The sequence below is a fragment of the Citrobacter sp. Cpo069 genome (assembly GCF_030332785.1).
GTDB lineage: Bacteria > Pseudomonadota > Gammaproteobacteria > Enterobacterales > Enterobacteriaceae > Citrobacter > Citrobacter portucalensis.
The window spans coordinates 177,964-204,292 of record NZ_JAOWHD010000060.1; the positions used below are offsets into that span (position 1 = coordinate 177,964).

The following is a 26,329-nucleotide window of genomic DNA, read 5'->3' on the forward strand; positions in this document are numbered from 1 at the left end:
ACCCAGTTACTCATCTTCGTCGTGAGCGGGTTGTTCTTTAACAATGCGAACTAAATCCACACGATAGTCATTCGCTTCGACAATCGTAATACTCAGCGGTGCAACCTCGATAACATCACCGACACGTGGAATATGGCCGTTAGCCGCAATGACTAAACCTGCCACCGTGGCGATGTCTTCGTCTTCATTCACTAACGTATCCACGTCCAGCGCCTGTTGCAACGCATGCAGATCGGTACCGCCTTTGACCAACCAACCACCTGCATCAGCAATAATTTCAGGTGTTTCATCGGCATCCGGGAATTCACCGGCAATGGCTTCTAATACGTCCAGCGGCGTGACCAGACCCTGTACTACGCCAAACTCGTTAGTGACGATAACGAAGCTACCGCGGGCACGACGCAGTACGCCTAACAGATTGATCGGGTCCAGCGTCTCCGGAACAACAATAGCCGGAGAAGCAGAGGCAATCGCCGCCACATCCACACCGTCTTCCAGCGCCACCAGCAGCTCTTTAGCACGCACGATACCGATGATTTCATCCAGTTCGCCACGACACACCGGGAACAGGCTGTGAGGTGATGAGAGCAACTGCTCGCGAATTTCTGCCACGCTCAGGTCGGCATCAACCCAGCTGATTTCACCACGAGGCGTCATAATGCCGCGTAACGAACGCGACGCCAGGGAGAGGACGCCGTTGATCATATAGCGTTCTTCTTCCACAAACGCGCCTTCCGGGACAGGAACCGGCACCGGGTTATCGGATTCCATCTGCACGCTGGCCTGGCGTTTACCGCCCATCAGACGCAGGATTGCATCGGCAGTACGTGCACGCAGCGGCAGCGTCGACTGGTGGCGAATAAAGTTACGACGGGCAATCTGGTTAAACAACTCGATGATGATCGAGAAACCAATCGCCGCATACAGATAACCTTTCGGAATATGGAAGCCAAACCCTTCGGCAACCAGGCTCAGACCAATCATCAACAGGAAGCTCAGACACAGCACCACCACCGTCGGGTGTTGGTTCACAAATCGTGTCAGCGGCTTAGAGGCCAGCAGCATCACGGCCATGGCAATCACTACTGCCGCCATCATCACTGGCAGATGGTTGACCATGCCGACCGCCGTAATCACGGCATCCAGCGAGAACACCGCATCGAGGATGACAATCTGCGTTACGACAACCCAAAAGCTCGCATACCCTTTCGTCTGGCCGGTATCATGTTCACGGTTTTCCAGCCGCTCATGCAGCTCAGTCGTAGCCTTGAACAAGAGGAAAATACCTCCCAGCAGCATAATCAGATCGCGCCCCGAGAACGCATAGTCCATTACCGTGAACAGCGGCTTTGTCAGCGTCACCATCCACGAAATCACGGACAACAAGCCCAGACGCATAATCAGTGCCAGTGACAAACCGATTAAACGCGCTTTATCACGCTGTTTCGGCGGCAGCTTATCAGCCAGGATCGCAATGAAGACCAGGTTATCAATACCCAGAACAATTTCGAGAACGACAAGCGTGAGCAAACCCACCCAAATCTGCGGGTCCATTAATAATTCCATGACAAGCTCCTGCTTAAGGAATGACCAAACTGCGCGCTGAGGATCTCAGGCGTTAAAGCGATATGCAGAGAAAATTTGTGGCAAAAAGTGCCAATCTGACAGGCTTGATACGGCCTGAAGGTGAAATGACGTCGGTGACGATCCATATGGTGGGCTACTGCCCTATACTCCTGAGTAATTAAACAGATGCTAAACATAACAGAGAGAAGCTGTTTTTAGCAAAGATTTACCTTCCTTTGCAATAAGTTGTTTCGGAGATATTTTACCCTTCGAAATTTCTTTTTATCGGAAGTTAAATTACGGATCTTCATCACATAAAATATTTTTTTCGATATCTAAAATAATTCACGAAAATCATAGGTTTTTCTTTGTAACCCTTATCTGAATCGATTCGATTGCGGACGACGATTCAAATACATCTTCACGTTGATGTGTTAACGATAATAAAGGAGGTAGCAAGTGACCATTGCTATTGTAATAGGCACACATGGTTGGGCTGCAGAGCAGTTACTTAAGACGGCAGAGATGCTGTTAGGCGAGCAGGAAAACGTCGGCTGGATCGATTTCGTTCCAGGCGAAAATGCTGAAACGCTGATCGAAAAGTACAACGCTCAGTTGGCAAAACTCGATACCAGTAAAGGCGTGCTGTTTCTCGTTGACACATGGGGAGGCAGCCCGTTTAACGCTGCGAGCCGCATTGTCGTCGATAAAGAGCATTACGAAGTAATCGCCGGTGTGAACATTCCCATGCTGGTTGAGACCTTCATGGCGCGTGATGACAACCCAAGCTTTGATGAGTTAGTGGCACTGGCCGTTGAAACCGGTAGCGAAGGCGTGAAAGCGCTGAAAGCAAAACCGGTGGAAAAAGCCGCTCCTGCCCCTGTCGCGGCACCGAAAGCAGCAACCCCCGCGAAACCGATGGGTCCGAACGATTATATGCAGATCGGCCTGGCGCGTATTGATGACCGCTTAATCCATGGTCAGGTGGCAACTCGCTGGACCAAAGAAACCAACGTAACGCGCATTATCGTCGTCAGTGATGAAGTTGCCGCCGATACCGTGCGTAAAACGCTGCTGACTCAGGTAGCACCTCCGGGTGTGACGGCGCATGTGGTTGATGTCGCGAAAATGATCCGCGTCTACAACAACCCGAAATATGCAGGTGAGCGTGTGATGCTGTTGTTCACCAACCCAACCGACGTAGAACGTATCGTTGAAGGTGGTGTGAAAATTACCTCCGTGAACATTGGCGGTATGGCTTTCCGTCAGGGTAAAACGCAGGTAAACAACGCAATTTCTGTCGATGACAAAGACATCGAAGCCTTCAAGAAACTCAACGAACGCGGTATTGAGCTTGAGGCCCGTAAGGTTTCTACCGATCAGAAACTGAAAATGATGGATTTGATTGCCAAGGTGAAATAATTCCCTGGCATTTACTTAGTTTTCACACTTAAGTCTGTATAGCAATAGGAGAAGTACAATGGAGATTACCACTCTTCAGATTGTGCTGGTGTTCATCGTCGCATGTATCGCGGGTATGGAGTCGGTACTCGATGAATTTCAGTTCCACCGTCCGTTGGTGGCCTGTACGCTGATTGGTGCCGTTCTTGGGGATATGAAAACCGGTATTATCATCGGTGGTACCTTGGAAATGATCGCCCTGGGCTGGATGAACATCGGTGCTGCGGTTGCACCAGATGCCGCACTGGCCTCAATTATCTCTACCGTTCTGGTTATCGCGGGTCATCAAAGCATTGGTGCCGGTATCGCGCTGGCTATCCCACTGGCAGCAGCAGGCCAGGTACTGACCATTATCGTTCGTACAATCACCGTAGCATTCCAGCACGCAGCGGATAAGGCAGCCGAAAACGGTAACCTGACTGCGCTCTCCTGGCTGCACGTATCCTCGCTGTTTCTGCAGGCTATGCGTATCGCTATCCCGGCGGTAATCGTAGCGATTTCTGTTGGTACCAGTGAAGTTCAGAGCATGCTTAACGCCATTCCGGAAGTCGTAACCGGTGGTCTGAACATCGCAGGCGGTATGATCGTAGTGGTTGGTTATGCGATGGTCATCAACATGATGCGCGCAGGCTATCTGATGCCATTCTTCTACCTCGGCTTCGTCACCGCGGCATTTACTAACTTCAACCTGGTTGCTCTGGGTGTGATTGGCGCAGTCATGGCCATCCTCTACATTCAGCTGAGCCCGAAATATAACCGCGTAGCCGGTGCACCTGCTGCGGCGGCTGGCAATAACGATCTCGATAACGAACTGGACTAGCAGGTGAGCGAAATGGTTGATATGACTAAAACTACCACCGAGAAAAAACTCACTCCGAGTGACATTCGTGGCGTGTTCATTCGTTCTAACCTGTTTCAGGGTTCATGGAACTTCGAACGTATGCAGGCGCTGGGTTTCTGTTTCTCCATGGTACCGGCTATCCGCCGCTTGTACCCGGAAAACAACGATGCACGTAAGCAAGCGATTAAGCGTCACCTGGAATTCTTTAACACCCATCCGTACGTAGCGGCTCCAGTACTGGGCGTTACGCTGGCAATGGAAGAACAGCGTGCAAACGGCGCAGAGATTGACGATGGTGCCATCAACGGTATCAAAGTTGGTCTGATGGGTCCGCTGGCAGGCGTCGGTGACCCGATCTTCTGGGGTACCGTACGTCCGGTCTTCGCCGCACTCGGCGCAGGTATCGCGATGAGCGGCAGCCTGCTTGGGCCACTGCTGTTCTTCATCCTGTTTAACCTGGTTCGTCTGGCAACCCGTTATTACGGTGTGGCATATGGCTACCGTAAAGGTGTCGATATCGTTAAAGATATGGGCGGCGGCTTCCTGCAGAAACTGACCGAGGGGGCGTCAATCCTCGGCCTGTTTGTCATGGGGGCATTGGTTAACAAGTGGACGCACGTAAACATCCCGCTGGTGGTTTCCACTATCACCGGTCAGGATGGTCAGACTCGTGTTACCACCGTGCAGACTATCCTTGACCAGCTGATGCCGGGTCTGGTTCCTCTGCTGCTGACATTCGCCTGTATGTGGCTGCTGCGTAAGAAAGTGAACCCGCTGTGGATCATCGTTGGCTTCTTCGTCATCGGTATCGCGGGCTACGCTGTCGGACTGCTCGGCCTGTAAGACTGTTGTACATCACCGGGGGCTTGCCCCCGGTTTTTCTATTTAGAGGGTTGAGGATTCATGACTATCACGGACCTGGTGCTGGTTCTATTTATCTTTTCGCTGCTGGCGTATGCCATTTACGATCAGTTCATCATGCCCCGCCGTAATGGCCCTACTCTGCTTACTGTCGCCCTGCTTCCCCGCAGCAGAGTCGACAGCGTTATCTTCCTTGGCTTGGTAGCTATTCTTATCTACAACAACATCACCAGCCACGGCGCGCAATTTACCACATGGTTATTATGTGCACTGGTATTGATGGGGTTGTATCTGTTCTGGATCCGTACGCCAAAAATCATCTTCAAGCAGAAAGGTTTTTTCTTCGCCAACGTCTGGATTGAATATAACCGCATTAAAGAGATGAATTTATCTGAAGACGGTGTATTAGTGATGCAATTAGAACATCGAAGATTGTTGATCCGCGTACGAAATATAGACGATCTTGAGAAGATATATAAAATTTTAATTTCAAATCAATAGGTTACAAACATAGCCTGAACTATGTTTTTTATATATCAGTATAAAAACAAACATAGCCAAGGCTATATTTAACTGTCCACAATGTTATTTATTTTAACGTTTTATTTATAAATAAATCTAAATGAAAATCGTTTTCAATTAGAAGTCAAATATTATTTCTGCGTTTCTTGTTTTATATTCTCAGAATATGTTAAGGTTGCGCCCGTCGTTGGGGAGTAGCCGATTTCCAGACTCCGGAAATGTACGTGTCAACATACTCGTTGAAAAACGTGGCGCGTACGGACTGAATTTACAGGTTCAGTCAGGCGAGACCATAGGCACATCAACTGCAATGCATATCTGAATGGCGCTGTATTTACAGTGATTCCGGCCTGTATGCATGGTTACTGGGGGCAGTGATGTGTTTTATGGATACCCCGGTCAGGACGCTGTTATGAATCTCACCGCTACCGTTCTTCTCGCTTTCGGCATGTCGATGGATGCTTTCGCTGCATCAATTGGCAAAGGCGCCACACTGCATAAACCCAAATTTTCTGAAGCATTGCGCACAGGTCTGATATTCGGCGCAGTTGAAACACTTACGCCGCTGATTGGCTGGGGCATGGGTATGTTGGCCAGCAAATTCGTGCTGGAGTGGAATCATTGGATCGCCTTCATTCTGCTGATCTTTTTAGGCGGGCGAATGATAATCGAAGGTTTTCGCGATAACGGTGATGAGGATGAAGAACCGCAGCGCCGTCATGGTTTCTGGCTGCTGGTTACCACCGCCATTGCCACCAGTCTCGACGCAATGGCCGTCGGGGTGGGTCTGGCTTTCCTGCAGGTCAATATTATTGCCACTGCGCTGGCCATCGGCTGCGCCACATTGATTATGTCCACGCTCGGCATGATGATTGGTCGTTTCATTGGCCCGATGCTGGGCAAACGAGCAGAAATTTTGGGTGGGGTGGTGCTGATTGGTATCGGTGCCCAGATCCTCTGGGCACACTTCCACGGTTAATTCAGACGCTGCCAGACATGAATACTAAAGTCGGTCTGGCAGTCAAACGTCTTTTTCTCCGCTAACGTTTCCCACACCTCCGGCTTTGCCCGCCAGGCGAACGGCGTCATTTGCAGTAACGCAACGGCCTCGCTGCCCTGAAGCTGCATCTGATACCCCAGCGCAATACTCTGTTGCAGAACAAAACCGTCCAGTTGCTCTGTGTGCGGCGCATGCAAACGCACCTCATCATAAATAAGCCCTTTCAGTTCCATTAAATGACGCGGTCCCGGCGTGGCGGTGATAACCCATCCCCCCGGTTTAACCACGCGTGCCAGCTCTTGCGCTTTACAGGGCGCGTAGATCCTGATGATGGCATCCATTGACTCATCTGCGAACGGCAGACGATGGCTGGAGGCAACGCAAAAGGTCACCTGCGGATAGCGTCTGGCTGCAGCTTTAATTGCCACTTTGGAGACGTCAAGACCAAAGGTTGTACAACCCGTCAGCGCGTCGGCAAACGCATGGGTGTAATACCCTTCCCCACAGCCAATATCCAGGATCGCTGCATCTTCTGAAGTCGACTTCTCTTTCAGCACATTCACAATCGCATCACGCAACGGTTGATAGTGCCCGGCATCAAGAAATGCCCGTCGCGCCTGCATCATCTCAGCGCTGTCACCCGGATCGCGCGATCGTTTATGCTGAACCGGCAGTAAGTTGACATACCCTTCTTTCGCCACGTCAAACTGGTGCCGCCCGGGGCAGACAAAACTGTTATTCGCTTGAGTAAGAGGCTGGTGGCAAAGAGGACAGGAAAACGACATGACAACTCCGGCAGGTGACTTAAGGGCGCAAGTGTAACGCGAATTGCGCCCTGGGAAAATAACTTACAACGACGGCGAGGATACGTTGCTGCCGTGCATCACCAGCAGATGATCGGAGTCAGCAGGCATACCATCCGGTTTAACGTTCTCCAGACGCAGGACATCACCCATTATCTGGCTGAAGACAGGCGCAGAGACAGCCCCACCATAATAAGCACCGTTTTGCGGATTATTGATGACGACCACCAGTGCAAATTTCGGGTCGCTCGCTGGCGCAACGCCTGCCGTGTAGGCCACGTATTTATCGACATACTTACCGTCATCACCAATTTTCTTTGCCGTTCCTGTTTTAACCGCCACGCGATAATCCCTGACCGCGGCTTTAGTTCCCCCACCACCGGGTAACGCAACGCTTTCCATCATATGTTCAACCTGGTGAACCAGCGCCTCCGGCATCACTCTGGTACCGATTACCGGCGGGTCAATACGGGTAATCGAAAGGGGCCGATAGATACCAAAACTACCAATGGTTGCATATACGTGCGCCAACTGCAGCGGCGTTACCATTAACCCATAACCAAATGCAAAGGTCGCGCGATCCAAATCGCTCCAGTAGCGGCGCTGAGGCATCAAACCGCTGCTTTCACCGGTTAATCCCAGTCCGGTTGGATCGCCAAAACCAAAGCTTTTATAGGTATCCAGCAATTTTTGGACAGGCATAGCCAATGAAAGGTGCGACACGCCGGTATCGCTCGATTTCTGCAAAATTCCGGTCAGCGACAGTTCCGGGTAAAATCCGACGTCGCGAATACGATGCCCATCAAGGTAAAAAGGATGGGTATCAATCACGCTGTCGGGTTGTACTATCCCCTGCTGGAGTGCAGTCATAATCACCAGCGGTTTAACGGTTGAACCGGGTTCAAACGTATCGCTAATTGCACGGTTACGAAAATCATCCAGTACCGCGCCATCACGATTATTGGGGTTGAAGTCAGGAAAGCTCGCCATGGACAGTATTTCACCGGTAGCAATGTTGACCAGCACTGCGGCTCCTGATTCTGCTTTATTCCACGTAACGGCATTGTCCAACGCATCTTCGGTGACCGTCTGCAGACGCTCGTCGATGCTGAGCTGTAATTCGTGTGCAGGTACAGGCGTAACTTCGGTGATATTTTCGATGACATGGCCAAATTTGTCTTTACGTACCAGACGGGAGCCAGGTTTACCCATCAGCTGGTTATTAAAGCTCTTTTCCAGCCCTTCAATGCCTTGTCCATCAATGTTGGTAAAACCAATGAGATTCGCCGCTACGTGGCCTGCGGGATAGAACCGGCGGGATTCCTCGCGCAGGTTGATGCCCGGGAGATTAAGATCATCGACCCACTCAGCCTGCTGAGGGGAAATTTGTCGTGCCAGATAAATAAAACGTCCGCCAGGATTACTGTTAACGCGTTCCGCCAGCGTACTCAGTGACAAATGCAGAGTCCTTGCCAGAGCCTGCCAGCGTTCGTTGTAACCCACGCCTCCCTTGCTGATGATGGTCTTAGGATCGGCCCATACGGCGTTAACCGGAACACTTACCGCCAGCGGTCGCCCTTCTCTGTCGGTAATCATCCCGCGCGGCGAGGCAATAGTTACCTCACGTAACGAACGCATGTCTTCCTGTTTCACCAGACTCGTCGGCGTGACAATTTGCAGCCACGCAACCCGACCCAGCAGCAATCCCAGACTCAATAATATTGCCACACAAAGCAGGGCAAAACGTACGGGAGTAAAATTGCGCGCGTCGCCGTCGTTTTTCTTTTTCACCTGGTCTCCAGCAAGATAGTTTTTCAGGTGTCTGATTTAACGAGAAATGTCGTAAGAAAGCGGGGAAAACTATGCTACGAACATCACGCCTTTGCAACAAAGCGCTAATGGAAGGGCATTTAGAAATATTTAGACGTATTTTGAATTAAAAAGCCCCGCATAGGCGAGGCTTTATATCTGAGATGGTTGCGCATTTGCGCTTCAAATCAGTGGTGTCGATCAGATAGCTGTTACGTTAACAGCAGCCGGACCTTTCTGGCCGTCCTGAATTTCGAACTCAACGTTCTGGCCTTCAGCCAGAGTTTTGAAGCCGTTACCCTGGATAGCGGAGAAGTGTACGAACACGTCTTTGCTGCCATCAGCCGGAGTAATGAAACCAAAACCTTTAGACTCGTTGAACCACTTAACTTGACCTTTAATCTTTGCCATTTGCAAAATTCCTTAGAGTATTTTCTTCGCCCGCAGGCATAACATAGATAAAACTGAGACATTACTGCTTGAGGCACTAATATAAGGTTCGGCAGAGAAGCGGTATTCAACGTCAACGTGTTTACTCAGGACTTCTTTACTGAAAATGCCACACATAAACAGAACTGTACCTCGTTTAACCCAAAACGTGTTATCACATACAACGTTAATAATGGCAAGCCATTTTTAAACGTGTCTCGATCGGTCGCACAAATCCCGTCGTTCATCAAACAGCAACTGCACAGTTATGCGCCACACCGAGTAGTGTTATATTCCCGCCGCTCGCCCCATCCCCCGCCTGGCTTGCACCATAGCCGGGACATTTCTACCATAGCTCAATAGCTTCGGTTGTTCCAGATTAGCTGTTACAGGGTGTGCCGGATATCATTTTTTATGCTTAGTAATGCATAAAATGTCACAAGCGTAAAAATGAGATCCGCCTTCTGCTTTTGCACCAAAATAATGAAAGAATGATGACAATGCACAAAAAAAGTAAGAGAAACGTTTCGCTGTTAATAAAACGATCGCTATCACAAAAATGACATAATCATATTTTTATCGTATGGGAAATTATATTTATATCAGACCGGGGATAAGATATTAATTGGTTGGAGCATCTGAAAATACTGAGTTTACACGCGTATCAGAGTGCTAATTACACGACATATACAGAAGAAAATAATCTGGCACGTTGGTGACAGGATGAAACATCTGAGAACAAAAGCAACAGATCCTCACCCTGTCATACCGTTTTTACCGCTCAGCTACCAGGCGGATGATGTCATCATCTTCATCCTTCGCTGTGACCGCAGCAGGCTCTGCTGCTTTTTCAGGTTCGTTAGCTTCGCAAAGGCGACGGAGCAATGCGTTCTGTCTTTTTTGCTGATCTAACAATGCTTCAAGCAGCTCAATCTGCTCATTAGTACGCGAACTTGCCCGATTGACGAAAAACCACAGTACAAGCCCGACAACCAGAATCACCACCGATACAGCCAAAGACGCCAAACTCAACGCGCCAGAATTCAAAACTTCGTTCATTTCACCACCTCAATGTAGACAGCGTAGTTTACCACTGCCGCACAAGAAGGTAATCAACTGTGGCAAAAATGCGCTTACCAGGGAATAAATTTATTGATGGCACAAATACCGCTGAAAAATTGTACATCCTGATCGCACATGATGTTGAACACTTGCGCCCACATCAGTATGCATACCAGCACGACAACTATCAGCACTACCCAGCGAATTTTTTTCACTCCAGCTCCACTCTTCGAATCTACATCTTATGTCTATAAATTATCATGCGTTACCTAAACCCAGCGTTAACTGTATCGGCATTCAATCTTTTTAGGAATGATTCACTTGTTTCATCCCATGTACAGGCTAATCTAATAATAACGAGAAAAGATAAGAGGTTGTAATGCGTCTGATAATCCGCGCTATTGTGTTGTTAGCTCTGGTTTGGATCGGTTTATTACTGAGCGGCTACGGAATTTTGATTGGAAGTAAGGAGAATGCAGCGGGTCTGGGCTTACAATGCCAATATCTGACCGCCCGCGGAACCAGCACCGCACAATACGTCCACACAAACAGCGGTATCATTGGCCTGTCGGATTGCCCTTTGCTAAGAAAAAGTACGGTCATTATTGATAACGGTTAATATAGCAACAATACATACGCTACGTTATTTGCACCAACTAACGTTATGACTGTTCATAAAAAACCCCAGATACAAAAATACCTGGGGTTTTTAAGTTGACGCTATTACGCCAGATTAGAACGGATAGTCGTTATAACCCATTTGTTCTGAAATTTTACGCGCAGCCGTATGCAGCATCGCCACATACTCGTGCAAACGTTCCTCTGAGAAACGCAGCGTCGGGAATGAAATACTCAAGCCTGCAATCACCACACCGAAACGGTCAAACACCGGCACACCGATGCAGCGCAGACCTTCTTCCTGTTCTTCGTTGTCTTCACCGTAGCCCTGCTCACGGACTTTATCCAGCAGTACCAGCAATTCATCAGTATTGGTAATAGTACGGTCGGTACTGCGTTTGTACTCAATACCATCCAGAATTTGCTTCACTTCATCGCGGTCACGCCATGCCAGCAGAACTTTACCGATAGCCGTGCTGTACAGTGGATTACGGCGACCTACGCGAGAATACATGCGCAGATTGTACATGGAGTCGATTTTATGAATGTAGACGATGCTGTCTTCATCCAGTGCGCCAAGGTGTACTGTCTCTTTGGTCAGGCGCGAAAGTTCGCGCATCTGAATATCAGCGCTACGGATAAGATCGACGTTTTGTAACGCGCGAGCACCCAGCTCGAATAGTTTCAGGGTCAGTGAGTATTTCTCAGACTCCCCTTCTTGTGCCACATAGCCCAGCGTTTTCATGGTCTGCAAAAAGCGATAAACGGTGCTTTTCGACATCATGACGCGTTGCGACAACTCGGTAATACCAATTTCGCGCTCTTCACCCAGCGCCTGCAGGATGCCAAAAACCTTCAGCACGGAAGATACAGAATCAGGTTGTTTATCCAGATCTGCGATTGCCATTTATCACCCCTTTCGAGTGTTTTATAAAAATCAGAACCGGTTTTTATTATAATTTCACGTATCAGCCCTCGCAATCGCTCTTTGCTTACTTAGTTACAAATCTGCGACCTAACGCCTGAATATCAATGCTAAAATTATTATTCTCATCATAAATTCCGACAATATTGACTTCCTATGGAAAAAACTCAGACCGATGGTCTGCCATTGCCTCAGCGATACGGCGCAATTTTAACCATTGTTATTGGCATCTCTATGGCAGTACTCGACGGCGCAATAGCGAACGTTGCCCTCCCCACTATCGCCACCGATCTTCAGGCCTCACCCGCCAGCTCAATCTGGATTGTGAACGCCTACCAAATTGCGATCGTTGTTTCGCTGTTATCGCTCTCTTTTTTAGGTGATATGTTTGGCTACCGACGCATTTATAAGTGTGGTCTGGTCGTGTTTCTGTTCGCGTCGCTATTTTGTGCCTTGTCAGACTCGCTGCATATGCTGACGTTAGCGCGCGTGGCTCAGGGGCTTGGCGGCGCGGCGCTGATGAGCGTTAATACGGCATTGATCCGACTCATTTATCCTCAGCGCCAGCTTGGCCGCGGAATGGGTATTAACTCCTTTATCGTGGCTGTATCCTCGGCAGCGGGTCCGACTATTGCGGCGGCTATTCTTTCTATTGCCTCGTGGAAATGGCTATTCCTGATTAACGTTCCACTGGGGATCATCGCCCTGCTACTGGCTATGCGTTTTTTGCCACCCAATTCATCACGTGGCAATAAACCGCGCTTCGATCTGCCCAGCGCAGTGATGAACGCCTTAACATTCGGTTTGTTAATCACGGCACTCAGCGGATTTGCACAGGGACAGTCGCTAAAACTGATTGGTGCTGAACTTGTGGGTCTTCTTGTGGTAGGGTTTTTCTTTATCCGCCGCCAACTCGCATTGCCAGTGCCGTTATTACCGGTTGATCTGCTACGCATTCCGCTGTTTTCACTCTCTATTTGTACCTCAATCTGTTCATTCAGCGCGCAAATGCTGGCAATGGTTTCCCTGCCCTTTTTCATGCAAACGGTTCTCGGGCGCAGCGAGGTTGAAACGGGCCTGCTGCTGACGCCGTGGCCGCTGGCAACCATGGTGATGGCCCCACTGGCGGGATATTTGATTGAACGTGTTCATGCGGGTCTGCTGGGCGCGCTGGGCATGGCAGTAATGGCGTGTGGGCTGTTTTCTCTGGTGTTGCTGCCCGCATCACCTTCTGATTTTAATATCATCTGGCCAATGATTTTGTGCGGTGCGGGTTTTGGCTTGTTCCAGTCACCGAATAATCACACCATCATCACCTCCGCACCGCGTGATCGTAGCGGAGGCGCGAGCGGTATGCTTGGAACGGCGCGTTTACTGGGCCAGAGTACCGGGGCCGCACTGGTTGCGCTGATGCTAAATCAGTTTGGCGACAGCGGAACACACGTTTCGCTGATAACAGCGGGTATTCTGGCTTCGCTAGCCGCAATCGTGAGTGGCTTACGTATCACACAACCGCGAGTTCAGGCATAAAAAAAGCGCGTCTGTCGACGCGCTTTTTATTTTAAGTCTGCTGCCAATTATTTCAGGTATTCACCGCTGCGCAGCGCTTCAATACGTTTGTCCAACGGCGGGTGAGTCATAAACAGCTCACTCAACGATTTGGATTTACCGTTGATGCAGAACGCCATCATGCTGGTCGCTTCCTGCGGCTCATAGCTGGTTTTTAGGCGCTGTAGCGCGGCGATCATTTTTTCACGACCCACCAGTTTCGCTGAGCCTGCATCCGCATGGAATTCACGATGACGTGAGAACCACATCGTAATAATGCTCGCCAGAATACCAAATACCAGCTCCAGTACCGTCGCTACCGCAAAGTAGATTAACGGGTTACCGTTGCTACCCTCTCCCTCATCGCGGTTGCCTCCCATAAACCCAGCGGCAATCTGCGCCAGAATACGTGAGATAAAGATAACGAAAGTGTTCACCACACCCTGAATTAACGTCATGGTAACCATATCGCCATTAGCAATGTGGCTGATCTCATGTGCGATAACCGCTTCGGCTTCATCCGGGCTCATGTTTTGCAACAGGCCAGTACTTACAGCCACCAGCGAGGCATCCCGGCGAGCACCGGTAGCAAACGCGTTAATATCTGGCGCATGGTAGATTGCAACCTGCGGCATAGCGATCCCGGCCTGGCGGGCCTGATTCGCGACTGTATTCATCAGCCAGCGTTCTCTTTCATTGCGAGGCTGTTCGATCACTTCCCCGCCAACGGACTTTAACGCCATCCATTTGGACATCAGCAGCGAAATGAAGGAACCACCAAAACCAAACAGCAGTGCCATGATCAACAAGCCTTGAACGCTGCTTGACTGAATCCCTGTCAGGCTCAATACCAGCCCGAAAACGACCATCACAGCCAGGTTCGTCAGCAGGAAGAGCGCGATTCGCATCATAATTTTCTTTTAACCTCAATTTAACAAAACGCACTATGCGATTACCCATATCGTATGGGTCTTATGACTATTTTCAAGCATCCATAGGTGCTAAGTCACCAGAAAGACACAACTTTACATTTTATCGTATCAGACTGACGTCTTCATGCACTTGTTAAAAAAACAGGCACAATTTCTTGTGCCTGTTCGAGGTTATTGACTGGTTGCGGGCTGTTCCGCTGGCTTTTCTTTTTCAAGATGCGCCAGGTCGAGCGCGATTTTTACCGTTTCATCCAGGTATGGATCCGGTTCCTGGTAATCCTTCGGTAGATCGTCCAGTTTCTTCAGCAGCGGTTTGCCTTCACGCTTGAACCGATCGTTAATACGCGCCAGACGCATTGCGTCATCTTCGTTATTCTCTTTTTCACGCTGAGCGTAATTCAGAGAAGCGATGTTGCGCTTATCCTTCATCGCATTGAAACGCGCAATGTCCTTCATGATGTACTGGAACTCAGGATCGTTCGCAATACGTGCATTGTGCTCTTTCAGCAATTCAGGTCCGAACGGCGTCAGATTATCTGACTTGGTGTAGGTCGCCGCATCAATGCTGTCCCACGGCAGCGCGTTATCTTCAAACTTCTCGCCGGTTTCAGTTTCTTCATTACCTGTCGGCATGATGATATCTGGCGTAACACCCTTACGCTGCGTGCTGCCACCGTTTACGCGGTAGAATTTCTGGATCGTGTACTGAACAGAACCCAGCGCTGGCCATTCCGGACGCAGCATCTGATCGTAAATACGGTTTAGGGAGCGATACTGCTGAACTGTGCCTTTACCGAAGGTTGGTTCACCAACGATCAGCGCTCGGCCATAATCCTGCATTGCCGCAGCGAAAATCTCTGATGCTGAGGCGCTGAAGCGATCGACCAATACCACCAGCGGGCCTTTGTAGTACACAACGCCGTCGGTATCGCTGTCTTCACGCACTTTACCGTTATTGTCACGAACCTGAACCACCGGGCCGGATGGAATGAACAGACCGGAAAGCGAAACCGCTTCAGTCAGTGCTCCACCGCCGTTGGTACGCAGATCGATGATGATGCTGCTGACGTTCTGTTTTTCCAGTTTCTGCAGTTGGACTTTGACATCATCAGTCAGGCCAACATAGAAACCAGGAATATCCAGTACGCCGACTTTTTCTTTGCCAACGGTTTTCACGGACATTTTAACGGCACGGTCTTCGAGACGGATACGTTCACGCGTTAGCGTCACGGTGCGCGTCTTGGTACCTTTACCGGCAGGCAGAATTTCAAGGCGCACCTTGCTGCCTTTAGGTCCTTTGATCAGTGCTACGACATCATCCAGACGCCAGCCAATCACATCGACCATGCCCTTGCCCGTCTGCCCGACGCCGACAATACGATCGCCAACACTGATCGCTTTGCTCTTGGCTGCCGGACCACCTGCCACCATGGAGTTAATGACGGTGTAGTCATCATCCATCTGCAGAACCGCGCCAATACCTTCCAAAGACAAGCTCATTTCAGTATTGAACTGCTCGGTATTGCGCGGAGAGAGATAGTTAGTATGCGGGTCGATTTCACGGGCGAACGCTGTCATCGCCAGTGAGAACACATCTTCGCTGTTGGTCTGCGCCAGACGGCGAATCGCAAATTTGTAGCGGCGCGTCAGCGTTTCGCGGATTTCCGCATCGGTTTTACCGGTCAGCTTCAGGCTGAGTTCGTCAAATTTAACCTTGCCGTCCCACAGCGCATTAAGCTCTGCTTCGCTCTTCGGCCACGGCGCTTTGCTTCGGTCGAGGTTAAAGGTGTCGTTACCGGTGAAATCCATTGGACGTGCCAGTACGCTTAATGCGTACTGATAACGTTCAAATCGGCGTTTTTGCGCCAGATTATAGAGATCGTAAAAGACATCCAGCTTGCCGGTGCGCAGTTCATCGCCGAGGACCGTTTTCTTTTTTGCATACTGTTCGATATCGCTCGCCAGCAGCACGTTGTGGCTGTAGTCGAGCAAATTCAAATAGCGGTCAAAAATTTTTGCCGAAAACGCCTGATCCAGATCGAACTGGCGATAGTGTGATCGCGTAAAACGCGACGTCACACGTTCGCTTACCGTCGCATGCTGGGTTTCTTCCTTTAAAACGGGGATTTGATCGGCACGCGTGATGTCTTCCACAGCAAGTGCCTGGCCTGCTAATGCAAGCAGACCAGCTAACGCAGTAAGCCTAAAAAAAGTGTTCATGCCAGGCCTGGCCTCCGTTTCAGAACACCAGGTGTTCTGCGCGTACAATCAAAGACATACCCGAATTCAGCTGTACACGGACGCCATCTTTGGTGATTTCTAATACGGTGGCATCCATCGCATTATTTCCTGCTTTCACCTTCAGAGACTGCCCTACCGTCAGTACTGAAATATCAGATACCGGGGTATGCTGTTCTTCGCGAGGAGCACGCGGTGCTTTTGCTGCTGGTTTTTCAGCGCGAGGTTTACGCTCAGCACCTTCTTTACGACGCGGTGCAGGACGCGGCTTACGCTCGCGACGCGGGGCGTCTTCTTTTTCACCGGCGGCAGCGGCCGCTTCGCGTTTTTTCGCCTGTTGCTCTGCGCGTTGCGCCTGAACACGGGCTTTAGCTTCTTCCAGCTGTTTGCGAGCATGTTCAACATGTTGTTCATCCAGCTCACCACAAGGGTTGCCGTCGAGATCAACACGCGTTGCGCCCAATTTAACGCCATACAGATAGCGCCAGCTTGAAGTATAGAGACGTAAGGCAGAACGGAGCTGCGTCTTGCTGAGGTTCATTTCACCCTCAACACGCTCTACCAGATCCTGAAAAATGCCAATTTTCAGTGGGCGCGCTTCGCCTTCCGCACTAAAACACTGCGGGAAGCGTTCGGCCAGAAACGCGATGACTTCTTTACTGCTATTCAACTTAGGTTGATTTTCCATGAAATTTCCTGATTACAACGGACGTAGCCAACAAGCGCAGGCATGAACAGGCGACATTATAATGACGTCATCAGTAATTGCTACGTTATCCGTTGATTATCCTGCGACGCGCGCAAAGAATTTTTTGTAATCCGTCGTTGCAAGCACGGTTTCAAGCTGTGCCACAAGCGTACGCAGACCTTGTTCATCTTCTTCAGTAAAGCGGCCAAATGCCGTGCTATCAATATCCAGCACGCCGATTATCTGATTGTCGACAGCGATCGGCAGGACGATTTCAGCGTTGCTGGCGGCATCACAGGCGATGTGCCCATCAAAAGCATGTACGTCCTCAATACGCTGAACCTGGTTTTGCGCCACTGCGGTACCGCACACACCGCGTCCTACCGGGATCCGCACGCAGGCAATTTTGCCCTGGAAGGGACCAAGCACCAGCGTATCGTCCTCAAGCAGGTAAAAACCGGCCCAATTCACTTCTGCAAGACGCTCGTACAACAATGCGCTGGTATTCGCCAGCGTTGCCAGAAAACTGGTTTCACCTGCCATCAATGCCTGAAAATCACGGTTCAGATCCGTGTATAGCTCTATTTTGTTCATTATATAATCACTTAGTTGTCTTACTTAAAACTGCAGCCTACTAAAATAAACATTAAATGCGTTAATGCTCAAGATCATTCCCGTCATGAGTTAAGATAACATTACTTCAACAATTTGATTCGCGATACATGGCCTTAACGACACCACGCATCACGCCAACTAAAAAAATAGCCATCAGGTCCATCGGTGAGGCACTACCTCGTGCACATTATCATCGCTGCCCTGAATGTGACCTGATATTTAGCTTGCCTAAAATGCGTTCGCACCAAAGTGCCTTTTGCCCACGCTGCCAGGCAAAAATTCGTGACGGACGCGACTGGTCGTTAACGCGACTGGCGGCAATGGCTTTCACCATGTTGCTGCTGATGCCCTTTGCCTGGGGAGAGCCACTCCTGCACATCTATTTATTAGGTGTGCGCATTGATGCCAATGTGATGCAAGGCATCTGGCAAATGACCCGACAAGGTGATCCCCTCACCGCCTCCTTCGTGCTTTTTTGCGTCGCTGGTGCGCCACTAATTCTCGTGACCTCAATCGCTTATCTGTGGTTTGGTAATATTCTCGGGATGAACCTGCGCCCGGTGCTGCTGATGCTGGAAAGGCTCAAAGAGTGGGTGATGCTCGATATTTACCTGGTGGGTATCGGCGTCGCATCAATCAAGGTTCAGGACTATGCTTTTTTGCAGCCTGGCGTGGGGCTGTTTGCTTTTATTGCGCTGGTGATCCTGAGTATTTTGACGCTGTCGCACCTTAACGTTGAGCAGCTTTGGGACCGTTTCTACCCGCAAAGACCGGCTCGTCGGCCCGATGATAAGCTCCGCGTCTGCCTCGGCTGCCATTTTACAGGTTATCCGGACGCCCGCGGTCGCTGCCCTCGCTGCCATATCCCGTTGCGCTGGCGCAGAAATCAAAGTATCCAAAAGTGTTGGGCGGCACTGCTGGCCTCGATTGTCCTGCTTTTGCCCGCTAACCTGCTGCCCATCTCGATAATTTATGTCAACGGCGGCCGACAGGAAGACACAATCCTGTCAGGCATAATGTCTTTGGCAAACAGTAATGTCGGCGTAGCGGCGATCGTGTTTATCGCCAGTATATTAGTGCCATTCACCAAAGTGATTGTGATGTTTACGTTGCTATTCAGCATCCACTTTAATTGTGAACAAGGGTTGCGCACCCGTATAAAACTACTGCGTATGGTGACCTGGATTGGCCGCTGGTCGATGCTGGATCTCTTTGTTATCGCGTTAACCATGTCGCTGATAAATCGCGATCAGATACTTGCTTTTACTATGGGACCGGCTGCGTTTTATTTCGGCGCAGCGGTAATATTGACTATTCTTGCTGTGGAATGGCTGGACAGCCGCTTACTTTGGGATGCACATGAGTCAGGAAACGCCCGCTTCGCAGACTGAAGCGCAGATTAAAACAAAACGCCGTATCTCCCCGTTCTGGCTGCTGCCGTTCATCGCGCTGATGATCGCAGGATGGCTTATCTGGGGAAGCTATGAAGATCGCGGCAATACCGTGACCATCGACTTTATGTCTGCGGACGGCATTGTGCCAGGCCGTACTCCCGTTCGTTATCAGGGCGTTGAAGTGGGCACGGTACAGGATATCAACCTCAGCAAAGATTTGCGCAAAATTGAAGTCCGCGTCAGCATCAAATCGAGCATGAAAGATGCTCTGCGCAAAGATACCCAGTTCTGGCTGGTCACACCGAAGGCGTCGCTGGCTGGGGTTTCTGGTCTGGATGCGTTGGTTGGTGGCAACTATATCGGCATGATGCCCGGTACTGGCGAGGCCGAGGATCATTTCGTCGCCCTCGACACCCAGCCCAAGTATCGTCTGGATAATGGCGATTTAATGCTGCATCTGCGCGCCCCTGATCTCGGATCGCTTAATAGCGGTTCACTGGTTTATTTCCGTAAGATTCCGGTGGGCAGGGTCTATGACTACACCATCAACCCGAACAATCAGGGCGTAACCATCGATGTATTGATTGAACGTCGCTTCACCAATCTGGTGAAAAAAGGCAGCCGCTTCTGGAACGTCTCCGGTGTAAATGCGGATGTCAGCCTTAGCGGTGCGAAGGTAAAACTGGAGAGTCTGGCGGCGCTGGTCAACGGTGCCATTGCTTTTGATTCACCCGAAGACTCAAAACCTGCTGCGGCAGACGACACGTTTGGTCTATATCAGGATCTCGCGCACAGCCAGCGTGGAGTAATCGTCAAGCTTGATTTACCCAGCGGAGATGGACTCAAAGCAGGCTCAACATCGCTGATGTATCAAGGATTAGAAGTCGGTCAGCTCACAAAACTGGATTTAAACCCAGGCGGTAAAGTCACCGGCGAAATGACGGTCGATCCCAGCGTCGTAACGCTGCTGCGTGACAACACACGCATTGAGTTACACAGCCCTAAATTATCGTTAAGCGATGTGAATCTCAGTTCGCTGCTGACAGGTAAAACTTTCGAGCTGGTACCTGGCAAAGGCGAGCCGCGTAACCAGTTCGTCGTTATTCCCGCTGAGAAGTCGTTGTTACACGACCCAGGCGTCATGACGTTTACGCTGACCGCGCCGGAGAGTTACGGTATTGATGCTGGCCAGCCGCTAATTCTTCACGGCGTACAGGTCGGTCAGGTGATTGAGCGTACGCTTTCCAGCAAAGGCGTCTCATTTACCGTTGCTGTTGAACCACAGCATCGTGACCTGGTGCAGGGTGACAGTAAGTTCGTGGTGAACAGCCGCGTGGATGTCAAAGTCGGACTTGATGGCGTGGAGTTCCTTGGCGCAAGCGCCAGTGAGTGGCTCAGCGGCGGCATTCGTATTTTGCCCGGTACTAAGGGTGAAATGAAAAAAAGCTACCCGCTTTACGCTAACCTGGAGAAAGCGATTGAAAACAGTCTGAGCGATCTGCCAACCACCACGGTCAGCCTGAGCGCCGAAACGCTGCCTGATGTGCAGGCCGGCTCGGTGGTGCTTTACCGCAAATTCGAGGTCGGTGAAGTGATTAGCGTTCGTCCTCGCGCCGATGCGTTTGATATCGATCTGCATATCAAACCGGAATATCGCAACCTGTTGACCAGCAACAGCGTGTTCTGGGCCGAAGGCGGAGCAAAAGTTCAGCTTAACGGCAGCGGATTAACCGTACAGGCATCTCCCCTTTCACGCGCGCTTAAAGGGGCGATTAGCTTCGATAATTTAAGCGGTGCCAGCGCCAGCCAACGTAAAGGGGACAAGCGTATTCTGTATGCTTCGGAAACCGCCGCGCGTGCGGTCGGCGGCCAGATAACGCTGCATGCGTTCGATGCCGGTAAACTCGCTGCAGGCATGCCGATTCGCTACCTGGGAATCGATATCGGACAGATCCAGACGCTTGAGCTGATCACCGCCCGTAACGAAGTTCAGGCAAAAGCGGTTCTGTACCCGGAATACGTACAAACCTTTGCGCGAAGCGGTACCCGTTTCTCCGTGATCACCCCGCAAATCTCAGCCGCGGGCGTGGAGCATCTGGATACAATCCTGCAGCCGTATATCAACGTTGAACCAGGACGCGGTAATCCGCGCCGTGATTTTGAGCTGCAGGAAGCCACCATTACCGACTCTCGTTACCTCGATGGTCTGAGTATTGTGGTTGAAGCACCAGAAGCAGGTTCGCTGAATATCGGAACCCCGGTTTTGTTCAGAGGTATTGAAGTGGGGACCGTCACCGGGCTGACGCTGGGCTCGCTTTCCGATCGTGTGATGGTTGCCATGCGCATTAGCCAACGCTATCAGCATCTGGTACGCAACAACTCCGTGTTCTGGCTGGCATCCGGCTACAATCTCGACTTCGGCCTGACCGGCGGTGTCGTGAAGACCGGTACCTTCAATCAGTTCATCCGCGGCGGCATCGCCTTCGCGACTCCACCGGGTACACCGTTGGCTCCGAAAGCGCAGGCAGGTAAACACTTCCTGTTGCTGGAAAGTGAACCTAAAGAGTGGCGTGAATGGGGAACCGCCCTGCCACGTTAACCTCTCCACTTGCTCCGGCGTACTCGCGCCGGAGCACTTATGCTACACTGCGCACCTGTTTTTTTGCCGGTGGTACCAAGTGGCTTATTTTCCCGACGCCTTTCTGACTCAAATGCGTGAAGCAATGCCTTCCACGCTCTCATTCGATGAATTTCTCGCTGCCTGTCAGCGCCCGTTGCGCCGCAGCATTCGCGTCAATACGCTGAAAATCTCCGTTGCCGATTTCCTCGCGCTGACAGCACCTTACAACTGGTCTCTCACCCCGGTTCCCTGGTGTGCTGAAGGCTTTTGGATCGAGCGCGATGATGAAGAGTCAGTGCCGCTCGGCAGCACCGCAGAACATTTAAGCGGCCTGTTTTATATTCAGGAAGCCAGTTCAATGCTGCCAGTCGCAGCACTGTTCGCCGAAGGCAATACCCCGGAACGCGTAATGGATGTTGCGGCAGCCCCCGGCTCCAAAACCACGCAAATTGCCGCAAAAATGAATAATCGAGGCGCCATTCTGGCGAATGAGTTTTCTGCCAGTCGCGTCAAAGTCCTGCATGCCAATATCAGCCGTTGCGGGATAGCCAACGTCGCCCTGACCCATTTTGACGGACGCGTATTTGGCGCTGCGTTGCCGGAGTCATTTGATGCCATATTGCTCGACGCACCGTGTTCCGGTGAAGGTGTGGTGCGTAAAGACCCCGATGCGCTAAAAAACTGGTCTGTAGAAAGTAATCTGGAAATTGCCGCGACCCAGCGCGAATTACTCGACAGCGCCTTCCACGCCCTGCGTCCCGGTGGCACATTGGTTTACTCGACCTGTACGCTTAATCGTGACGAAAATGAAAATATCATGCAGTGGTTGATTGAGACCTACCCTGATGCCGTCGAGTTTTTACCTCTGGGCGATTTATTTCCGCAGGCCGAACGCGCCCTGACGCCGGAAGGATTCCTGCATGTATTCCCGCAGATTTACGATTGCGAAGGTTTCTTCGTTGCGCGTTTGCGCAAAACAGCTGCAATCCCTGCACTACCTGCGCCGAAGTACAAAGTCGGTAACTTCCCGTTTAGCCCGCTTAAAGGGCGCGAGTCTGCGCTTGTCACGCAAGCCGCGAGCGCTTGTGGACTGCAGTGGGAAGATAATTTGCGCCTGTGGCAGCGCGATAAAGAGATCTGGCTGTTCCCGACTGAAATTGAACCTCTGATTGGCAAGGTTCGCTTTTCTCGACTTGGGATCAAACTGGCCGAAACCCACAATAAAGGGTATCGCTGGCAGCATGAGGCCGTTATCGCCCTCGCCGACCCGAACCACAGCCATGCATTCGAACTGACCCTTGCCGAAGCGGAAGAGTGGTATCGCGGTAGAGATGTTTACCCGCAAACCGCACCGACGACTGATGACGTACTGGTTACGTTCCAGCATCAGCCGATCGGTCTGGCAAAACGCATTGGATCGCGACTGAAGAATAGCTACCCGCGCGATCTTGTCCGGGATGGCAAACTCTTTACGGGATGACGCACGTTTTTACTGGCGCTTTTGCTAACGTTGACTACGCTGAAAAATGGACGTCCTAACTGGTCGTACCACAACCAGCAAATTAACGGAGAGCACGATGATGAAAACCAGTGTGCGCATTGGCGCTTTTGAAATCGACGACGCCGAGTTACATGGCGAATCGCCGGGGGACCGAACGTTAACCATTCCGTGTAAATCCGATCCGGATTTATGTATGCAACTGGATGCCTGGGATGCCGAAACCAGCGTCCCGGCCCTGTTGAACGGAGAACATTCAGTACTATTTCGCGAACACTACGATCGTAAGTCAGATGCCTGGATCATGCGCCTTGCCTGATTCAAAAAGAACCCGTCGCCAGACGGGTTATTTCTTGGTTAATTTCCCTCATCTATCAACATCTTCTACACTACAGGTATGGCTTTACCATTTGAGGATGGAATGTTCACGCTGGTTCTTTTTGTGTGCTATCTGGATGGCGGTTGTGAAGATATCGTGGTTGATGTCTACAAAACTGAGCAGCAGTGCCTGATATCGATGGACGATCAACGTATTCGTAACGGCGGATGTTTACCTGCGGACGACTACATCGACAGTTTCTGGCATCCGGCCCAGGAATACAGCGATTTTTGATTATTGCAGTTGTACCAGCGTTAACTCGCCGCCAAATACAGCACCGGTATCAATATAGTGTAAATTCTCGCGATCCAGCCGATGGCGCAGCGGCGTGTGGCCAAACCAGAAGTGATCCGCGCCCTGAATCGCACAACCACTGTTCATCAGCCTCGAACGGTCCCACAGCACGCGCTGTAAATCGATCTCTTTTAGCCACTGATAATCATCATCCGGGTAATCGGCATGAGCAATAACGTGTATACCGTTCTGACAATGCAGCTCCAGTATCCAGGGTAACTGCCAACACGCTTCAAGAGCAAATTTCGCTGCCGGTTGCTCCGCCTGCTCGAACCACGAGCCACCATTCATAAACCACATGAATTGATCCCCCGTCGCCAGCGCGTCCAGCGCCATCTGTTCATGATTTCCCCTGACCGCGACAATCCAGCGTTTACGCAGTAGTTTCAGACAACGCAAACTGTCTGGTCCACGGTCGATAACATCCCCCACTGAAACCAGCAAATCCTGCCAGGGATCAAAACGGTACTGGCGCAGCTTAGCCATCAGCATCGAGAAGCATCCGTGGATATCCCCAACCACCCAGACGTGACGCCACTGCGTACCGTCGATTCGTTGATAGATATTGCCAGGTCGTCCCATGTCGCCTCCAGAGTACAAGGGTACCTGATTATAATTTTAGCAATGTTGGTAAAAAAGCCTGGACGATCGTGGGCAGGAGTATGGTATGGTTTATGGAGAATGCAGCATGCAATACGCCGTGTTTTGCCCTGGATGGCATCGCATTCGCCACATAAAAAGAGACCGAATACGATTCCTGTATTCGGTCCAGGGAAATGGCTCTTGGGAGAGAGCCGTGCGCTAAAAGTTGGCATTAATGCAGGCTAAGTTACCCTGCCATTTAAGAATAGATGACAGCGCCAGGTTTTCCAGTCCGCGACTAAAGTGGCCGGAAAAAAAGGACGTTTGTTACGCATCCAAACGCAAAAACCGCAAGTTCTCCTGCGAGATGCTTGCGGTTTTTTATTGGAAATCAGAGCGCTACATCTGACAATTAGCAGAGCTTTTCTGCACGCTCTACAAACGGTGCCAGGCTCATTTTTTCGCCCGGTTTCGCCGGATCATCGATCTGGATAATCTCGATCGGCTTTGCCGTGACTTTTCCGCTCTCCACCTGCTGTCTGGCGACATCATTCAACGGATATTGCACCAGCGTACTGGGATTGATGACATACAGCGCGTTACCTGGACGGCAGGTCAGCATCACCTCTTCCCGATTAAACGCCCACTTATCTTTGCCAACCTCAAAACGGCTGACGGTAATGACTTGCGGCGCAGCCAGCGCGGCTCCGGAGCTTGCCAGGAGTAATAAAGAGATAATGATTTTTTTCATGCGTTTCGCCAGTCCATTAATCAGAAAGGTTCAAGGGTTGCAAACAAGCTGACAATCGCCAGCACAACGGCTCCTATACCCCATTCCAGCTTGGTCATCCAAATAAAATAGAGAGTCATGCCGCGGTTATCCTGCCGCATACGTGGTACCAGAACATACCGATTCACCAGCGCAATCGCCACCATTAACATGACCAGGGCACCTTTTAACAAAAGCAGTCGCCCGTAAGCCATGTGCCAGGGAACAGAAAAACCGACAATAAACAGCGCATTCATAATACCGGTTAGTAAAACACCGATAACGAAAAGATGCCCATAGCGTGAGAAGCGCATCATGGTACTGATGGCCTGTTCCCGCCAGCGACCTTGCGCCATTCGCATACAGTAAAGTACGGGCAGCAAACCGCCGAACCAGGCGGCAGCGCATACCAAATGTAAGGCGTGGCTAACCTGCTGGATTGCGCCAGGGATACCGCTGTGCAGCGTCGCATGTCCGACGCCAGCCAGCAAAATAAACTGCGCAATTGTCAGCATTAACAGCAGTCGCGGCATACTGCGTGGCACCATGATGGTCACCACCAGCGTGACCAACGCGAGGATAATCTGCCATAACCAGACGCCGCCAAATTGCGTTTGCAACACGGCGAGCCAAACATCAGTAGAGACAACATCCCGCCAGCCTGAGCCCATTAACCCACCCTGAATCGCCAGCATCAGCGTCGCGCTGATAAAGCTCCACGTTGCAGCATGCCGTTGCAGACGTAAAAAACGACGCATCATTAAACGACGAACCGAAACGGGGGCCAGCCATGCGCCGTAAAGCGCACAGCCAAACACCAGCATCAAAGCGGTAAAATGGATAAACCGTAGCGCAACCCAGGTAAATGCCAGCAT

At 50.8% G+C, this 26,329-nt stretch carries 28 protein-coding genes; 12 read left to right on the forward strand and 16 right to left on the reverse strand.

Annotated elements, in window-relative coordinates; genetic code table 11:
• Positions 1–6 precede the first annotated feature (6 nt).
• The gene (gene yoaE, locus OGY08_RS19625) at positions 7–1,566 is read right to left on the reverse strand and encodes a CNNM family cation transport protein YoaE (protein ID WP_008785026.1); all 1,560 of its coding nucleotides are present in this window, start codon (positions 1,564–1,566) and stop codon (positions 7–9) included.
• The gene (locus tag OGY08_RS25350; RefSeq protein WP_008785027.1) at positions 1,554–1,763 is read right to left on the reverse strand and encodes a protein YoaL; all 210 of its coding nucleotides are present in this window, start codon (positions 1,761–1,763) and stop codon (positions 1,554–1,556) included. Before OGY08_RS25350 ends, yoaE begins: the two co-directional genes overlap by 13 nt.
• 262 nt (positions 1,764–2,025) lie before the next feature.
• Here OGY08_RS25350 and manX point away from each other — a divergent pair, with 262 nt between their 5' ends.
• The 5 genes from manX to mntP all read left to right on the forward strand — a co-directional run bounded on the left by manX (position 2,026) and on the right by mntP (position 6,230).
• Positions 2,026–2,988: a PTS mannose transporter subunit IIAB gene (manX, locus tag OGY08_RS19630; RefSeq protein ID WP_003833768.1), complete on the forward strand. Its 963-nt coding sequence runs from the start codon at positions 2,026–2,028 to the stop codon at positions 2,986–2,988.
• A 58-nt stretch (positions 2,989–3,046) separates the two neighbouring features.
• Entirely contained in the window at positions 3,047–3,847 is an 801-nt protein-coding gene (locus OGY08_RS19635; RefSeq protein ID WP_003021004.1) for a PTS mannose/fructose/sorbose transporter subunit IIC, read from the forward strand.
• Positions 3,848–3,859: 12 nt separating this feature from the next.
• The gene (locus OGY08_RS19640) at positions 3,860–4,711 is read left to right on the forward strand and encodes a PTS mannose transporter subunit IID (protein ID WP_003833769.1); all 852 of its coding nucleotides are present in this window, start codon (positions 3,860–3,862) and stop codon (positions 4,709–4,711) included.
• A 60-nt stretch (positions 4,712–4,771) separates the two neighbouring features.
• A complete protein-coding gene (locus OGY08_RS19645) occupies positions 4,772–5,230 on the forward strand; it encodes a DUF986 family protein (RefSeq protein ID WP_125362607.1) in 459 nt (152 codons plus the stop codon).
• Positions 5,231–5,663: 433 nt separating this feature from the next.
• Positions 5,664–6,230, forward strand: coding sequence for a manganese efflux pump MntP (gene mntP, locus OGY08_RS19650; protein ID WP_020996621.1), 567 nt, complete (start codon positions 5,664–5,666; stop codon positions 6,228–6,230).
• Here the strand turns inward: mntP and rlmA are convergent.
• The 6 genes from rlmA to mgrB all read right to left on the reverse strand — a co-directional run bounded on the left by rlmA (position 6,227) and on the right by mgrB (position 10,569).
• Positions 6,227–7,036 (reverse strand): 23S rRNA (guanine(745)-N(1))-methyltransferase, encoded by an 810-nt coding sequence (rlmA, locus tag OGY08_RS19655; protein WP_008785031.1) that lies wholly within the window; start codon positions 7,034–7,036, stop codon positions 6,227–6,229. The two genes, mntP and rlmA, sit on opposite strands and share 4 nt — an antisense overlap.
• A gap of 63 nt (positions 7,037–7,099) precedes the next feature.
• Positions 7,100–8,845: a peptidoglycan DD-transpeptidase FtsI2/PBP3(PARA) gene (ftsI2, locus tag OGY08_RS19660; RefSeq protein WP_003833773.1), complete on the reverse strand. Its 1,746-nt coding sequence runs from the start codon at positions 8,843–8,845 to the stop codon at positions 7,100–7,102.
• 219 nt (positions 8,846–9,064) lie between these two features.
• On the reverse strand, positions 9,065–9,274 hold the full coding sequence (gene cspE, locus OGY08_RS19665) for a transcription antiterminator/RNA stability regulator CspE (protein ID WP_001062678.1): 210 nt from the start codon (positions 9,272–9,274) through the stop codon (positions 9,065–9,067).
• Between the two features lie 12 nt (positions 9,275–9,286).
• Positions 9,287–9,430, reverse strand: coding sequence for a DUF2627 domain-containing protein (locus OGY08_RS19670; protein ID WP_003034983.1), 144 nt, complete (start codon positions 9,428–9,430; stop codon positions 9,287–9,289).
• A 636-nt stretch (positions 9,431–10,066) separates the two neighbouring features.
• A complete protein-coding gene (locus OGY08_RS19675; protein WP_003833774.1) occupies positions 10,067–10,351 on the reverse strand; it encodes a YebO family protein in 285 nt (94 codons plus the stop codon).
• Positions 10,352–10,425: 74 nt separating this feature from the next.
• Positions 10,426–10,569, reverse strand: a complete 144-nt coding sequence (mgrB, locus tag OGY08_RS19680; RefSeq protein WP_003034977.1) for a PhoP/PhoQ regulatory lipoprotein MgrB — start codon at positions 10,567–10,569, stop codon at positions 10,426–10,428.
• A gap of 164 nt (positions 10,570–10,733) precedes the next feature.
• On the opposite strand from mgrB, the gene OGY08_RS19685 reads away from it, so the two are divergent.
• Positions 10,734–10,973 (forward strand): YobH family protein, encoded by a 240-nt coding sequence (locus tag OGY08_RS19685; RefSeq protein WP_003034975.1) that lies wholly within the window; start codon positions 10,734–10,736, stop codon positions 10,971–10,973.
• A gap of 114 nt (positions 10,974–11,087) precedes the next feature.
• On the opposite strand, the gene kdgR is transcribed toward OGY08_RS19685, so the two are convergent.
• Positions 11,088–11,879: a DNA-binding transcriptional regulator KdgR gene (gene kdgR / locus OGY08_RS19690; protein ID WP_003833778.1), complete on the reverse strand. Its 792-nt coding sequence runs from the start codon at positions 11,877–11,879 to the stop codon at positions 11,088–11,090.
• A 174-nt stretch (positions 11,880–12,053) separates the two neighbouring features.
• Here kdgR and OGY08_RS19695 point away from each other — a divergent pair, with 174 nt between their 5' ends.
• Positions 12,054–13,427 (forward strand): MFS transporter, encoded by a 1,374-nt coding sequence (locus OGY08_RS19695; protein ID WP_219013475.1) that lies wholly within the window; start codon positions 12,054–12,056, stop codon positions 13,425–13,427.
• Positions 13,428–13,474: 47 nt separating this feature from the next.
• Here OGY08_RS19695 and htpX read toward each other — a convergent pair whose 3' ends face one another.
• The 4 genes from htpX to msrC form a co-directional block, all read right to left on the reverse strand.
• Positions 13,475–14,356 (reverse strand): protease HtpX, encoded by an 882-nt coding sequence (gene htpX, locus OGY08_RS19700; RefSeq protein WP_003034964.1) that lies wholly within the window; start codon positions 14,354–14,356, stop codon positions 13,475–13,477.
• A gap of 192 nt (positions 14,357–14,548) precedes the next feature.
• Complete coding sequence (gene prc, locus OGY08_RS19705) at positions 14,549–16,597, reverse strand: carboxy terminal-processing peptidase (protein WP_048235216.1); 2,049 nt, start codon at positions 16,595–16,597, stop codon at positions 14,549–14,551.
• Positions 16,598–16,616: 19 nt separating this feature from the next.
• Entirely contained in the window at positions 16,617–17,303 is a 687-nt protein-coding gene (gene proQ, locus OGY08_RS19710) for an RNA chaperone ProQ (protein ID WP_003833781.1), read from the reverse strand.
• Positions 17,304–17,399: 96 nt separating this feature from the next.
• On the reverse strand, positions 17,400–17,897 hold the full coding sequence (gene msrC, locus OGY08_RS19715) for a free L-methionine (R)-S-oxide reductase MsrC (RefSeq protein ID WP_003833782.1): 498 nt from the start codon (positions 17,895–17,897) through the stop codon (positions 17,400–17,402).
• A 128-nt stretch (positions 17,898–18,025) separates the two neighbouring features.
• Here msrC and yebS point away from each other — a divergent pair, with 128 nt between their 5' ends.
• The 5 genes from yebS to OGY08_RS19740 all read left to right on the forward strand — a co-directional run bounded on the left by yebS (position 18,026) and on the right by OGY08_RS19740 (position 24,043).
• Positions 18,026–19,309 carry a membrane integrity lipid transport subunit YebS gene (yebS, locus tag OGY08_RS19720; protein WP_008785036.1) on the forward strand — a complete coding sequence of 428 codons (1,284 nt, stop codon included), beginning with the start codon at positions 18,026–18,028 and terminating at the stop codon, positions 19,307–19,309.
• Positions 19,278–21,911 carry a PqiB family protein gene (locus tag OGY08_RS19725; RefSeq protein WP_020996622.1) on the forward strand — a complete coding sequence of 878 codons (2,634 nt, stop codon included), beginning with the start codon at positions 19,278–19,280 and terminating at the stop codon, positions 21,909–21,911. The genes yebS and OGY08_RS19725 overlap by 32 nt, the downstream gene beginning before the upstream one ends.
• A gap of 79 nt (positions 21,912–21,990) precedes the next feature.
• Positions 21,991–23,412 carry a 16S rRNA (cytosine(1407)-C(5))-methyltransferase RsmF gene (rsmF, locus tag OGY08_RS19730; protein WP_125362609.1) on the forward strand — a complete coding sequence of 474 codons (1,422 nt, stop codon included), beginning with the start codon at positions 21,991–21,993 and terminating at the stop codon, positions 23,410–23,412.
• 100 nt (positions 23,413–23,512) lie between these two features.
• A complete protein-coding gene (locus OGY08_RS19735) occupies positions 23,513–23,749 on the forward strand; it encodes a YebV family protein (protein WP_165612495.1) in 237 nt (78 codons plus the stop codon).
• A gap of 102 nt (positions 23,750–23,851) precedes the next feature.
• Positions 23,852–24,043 carry a YdfD/YebW family protein gene (locus tag OGY08_RS19740; protein WP_003034941.1) on the forward strand — a complete coding sequence of 64 codons (192 nt, stop codon included), beginning with the start codon at positions 23,852–23,854 and terminating at the stop codon, positions 24,041–24,043.
• Here OGY08_RS19740 and pphA read toward each other — a convergent pair whose 3' ends face one another.
• The 3 genes from pphA to copD all read right to left on the reverse strand — a co-directional run bounded on the left by pphA (position 24,044) and on the right by copD (position 26,329).
• A complete protein-coding gene (gene pphA / locus OGY08_RS19745) occupies positions 24,044–24,685 on the reverse strand; it encodes a protein-serine/threonine phosphatase (RefSeq protein WP_048216182.1) in 642 nt (213 codons plus the stop codon).
• A gap of 412 nt (positions 24,686–25,097) precedes the next feature.
• The gene (locus tag OGY08_RS19750; RefSeq protein ID WP_032943770.1) at positions 25,098–25,436 is read right to left on the reverse strand and encodes a YebY family protein; all 339 of its coding nucleotides are present in this window, start codon (positions 25,434–25,436) and stop codon (positions 25,098–25,100) included.
• 20 nt (positions 25,437–25,456) lie between these two features.
• Entirely contained in the window at positions 25,457–26,329 is an 873-nt protein-coding gene (gene copD, locus OGY08_RS19755; RefSeq protein WP_125362610.1) for a copper homeostasis membrane protein CopD, read from the reverse strand.

Excerpts from the sequence above, each read along its gene's own strand:
- yebS (WP_008785036.1), top strand. The coding sequence starts at position 18,026 with ATGGCCTTAACGACACCACGCATCACGCCAACTAAAAAAATAGCCATC.
- copD (WP_125362610.1), bottom strand. The coding sequence starts at position 26,329 with ATGCTGGCATTTACCTGGGTTGCGCTACGGTTTATCCATTTTACCGCT.
- OGY08_RS25350 (WP_008785027.1), bottom strand. The coding sequence starts at position 1,763 with ATGTTTAGCATCTGTTTAATTACTCAGGAGTATAGGGCAGTAGCCCAC.
- msrC (WP_003833782.1), bottom strand. The coding sequence starts at position 17,897 with ATGAACAAAATAGAGCTATACACGGATCTGAACCGTGATTTTCAGGCA.
- mntP (WP_020996621.1), top strand. The coding sequence starts at position 5,664 with ATGAATCTCACCGCTACCGTTCTTCTCGCTTTCGGCATGTCGATGGAT.
- htpX (WP_003034964.1), bottom strand. The coding sequence starts at position 14,356 with ATGATGCGAATCGCGCTCTTCCTGCTGACGAACCTGGCTGTGATGGTC.
- OGY08_RS19645 (WP_125362607.1), top strand. The coding sequence starts at position 4,772 with ATGACTATCACGGACCTGGTGCTGGTTCTATTTATCTTTTCGCTGCTG.
- OGY08_RS19725 (WP_020996622.1), top strand. The coding sequence starts at position 19,278 with ATGAGTCAGGAAACGCCCGCTTCGCAGACTGAAGCGCAGATTAAAACA.
- OGY08_RS19695 (WP_219013475.1), top strand. The coding sequence starts at position 12,054 with ATGGAAAAAACTCAGACCGATGGTCTGCCATTGCCTCAGCGATACGGC.
- OGY08_RS19740 (WP_003034941.1), top strand. The coding sequence starts at position 23,852 with ATGTTCACGCTGGTTCTTTTTGTGTGCTATCTGGATGGCGGTTGTGAA.
- yoaE (WP_008785026.1), bottom strand. The coding sequence starts at position 1,566 with ATGGAATTATTAATGGACCCGCAGATTTGGGTGGGTTTGCTCACGCTT.
- pphA (WP_048216182.1), bottom strand. The coding sequence starts at position 24,685 with ATGGGACGACCTGGCAATATCTATCAACGAATCGACGGTACGCAGTGG.
- kdgR (WP_003833778.1), bottom strand. The coding sequence starts at position 11,879 with ATGGCAATCGCAGATCTGGATAAACAACCTGATTCTGTATCTTCCGTG.
- OGY08_RS19675 (WP_003833774.1), bottom strand. The coding sequence starts at position 10,351 with ATGAACGAAGTTTTGAATTCTGGCGCGTTGAGTTTGGCGTCTTTGGCT.
- prc (WP_048235216.1), bottom strand. The coding sequence starts at position 16,597 with ATGAACACTTTTTTTAGGCTTACTGCGTTAGCTGGTCTGCTTGCATTA.
- cspE (WP_001062678.1), bottom strand. The coding sequence starts at position 9,274 with ATGGCAAAGATTAAAGGTCAAGTTAAGTGGTTCAACGAGTCTAAAGGT.
- OGY08_RS19670 (WP_003034983.1), bottom strand. The coding sequence starts at position 9,430 with ATGTGTGGCATTTTCAGTAAAGAAGTCCTGAGTAAACACGTTGACGTT.
- rlmA (WP_008785031.1), bottom strand. The coding sequence starts at position 7,036 with ATGTCGTTTTCCTGTCCTCTTTGCCACCAGCCTCTTACTCAAGCGAAT.
- OGY08_RS19635 (WP_003021004.1), top strand. The coding sequence starts at position 3,047 with ATGGAGATTACCACTCTTCAGATTGTGCTGGTGTTCATCGTCGCATGT.
- OGY08_RS19735 (WP_165612495.1), top strand. The coding sequence starts at position 23,513 with ATGAAAACCAGTGTGCGCATTGGCGCTTTTGAAATCGACGACGCCGAG.
- OGY08_RS19750 (WP_032943770.1), bottom strand. The coding sequence starts at position 25,436 with ATGAAAAAAATCATTATCTCTTTATTACTCCTGGCAAGCTCCGGAGCC.
- OGY08_RS19640 (WP_003833769.1), top strand. The coding sequence starts at position 3,860 with ATGGTTGATATGACTAAAACTACCACCGAGAAAAAACTCACTCCGAGT.
- OGY08_RS19685 (WP_003034975.1), top strand. The coding sequence starts at position 10,734 with ATGCGTCTGATAATCCGCGCTATTGTGTTGTTAGCTCTGGTTTGGATC.
- proQ (WP_003833781.1), bottom strand. The coding sequence starts at position 17,303 with ATGGAAAATCAACCTAAGTTGAATAGCAGTAAAGAAGTCATCGCGTTT.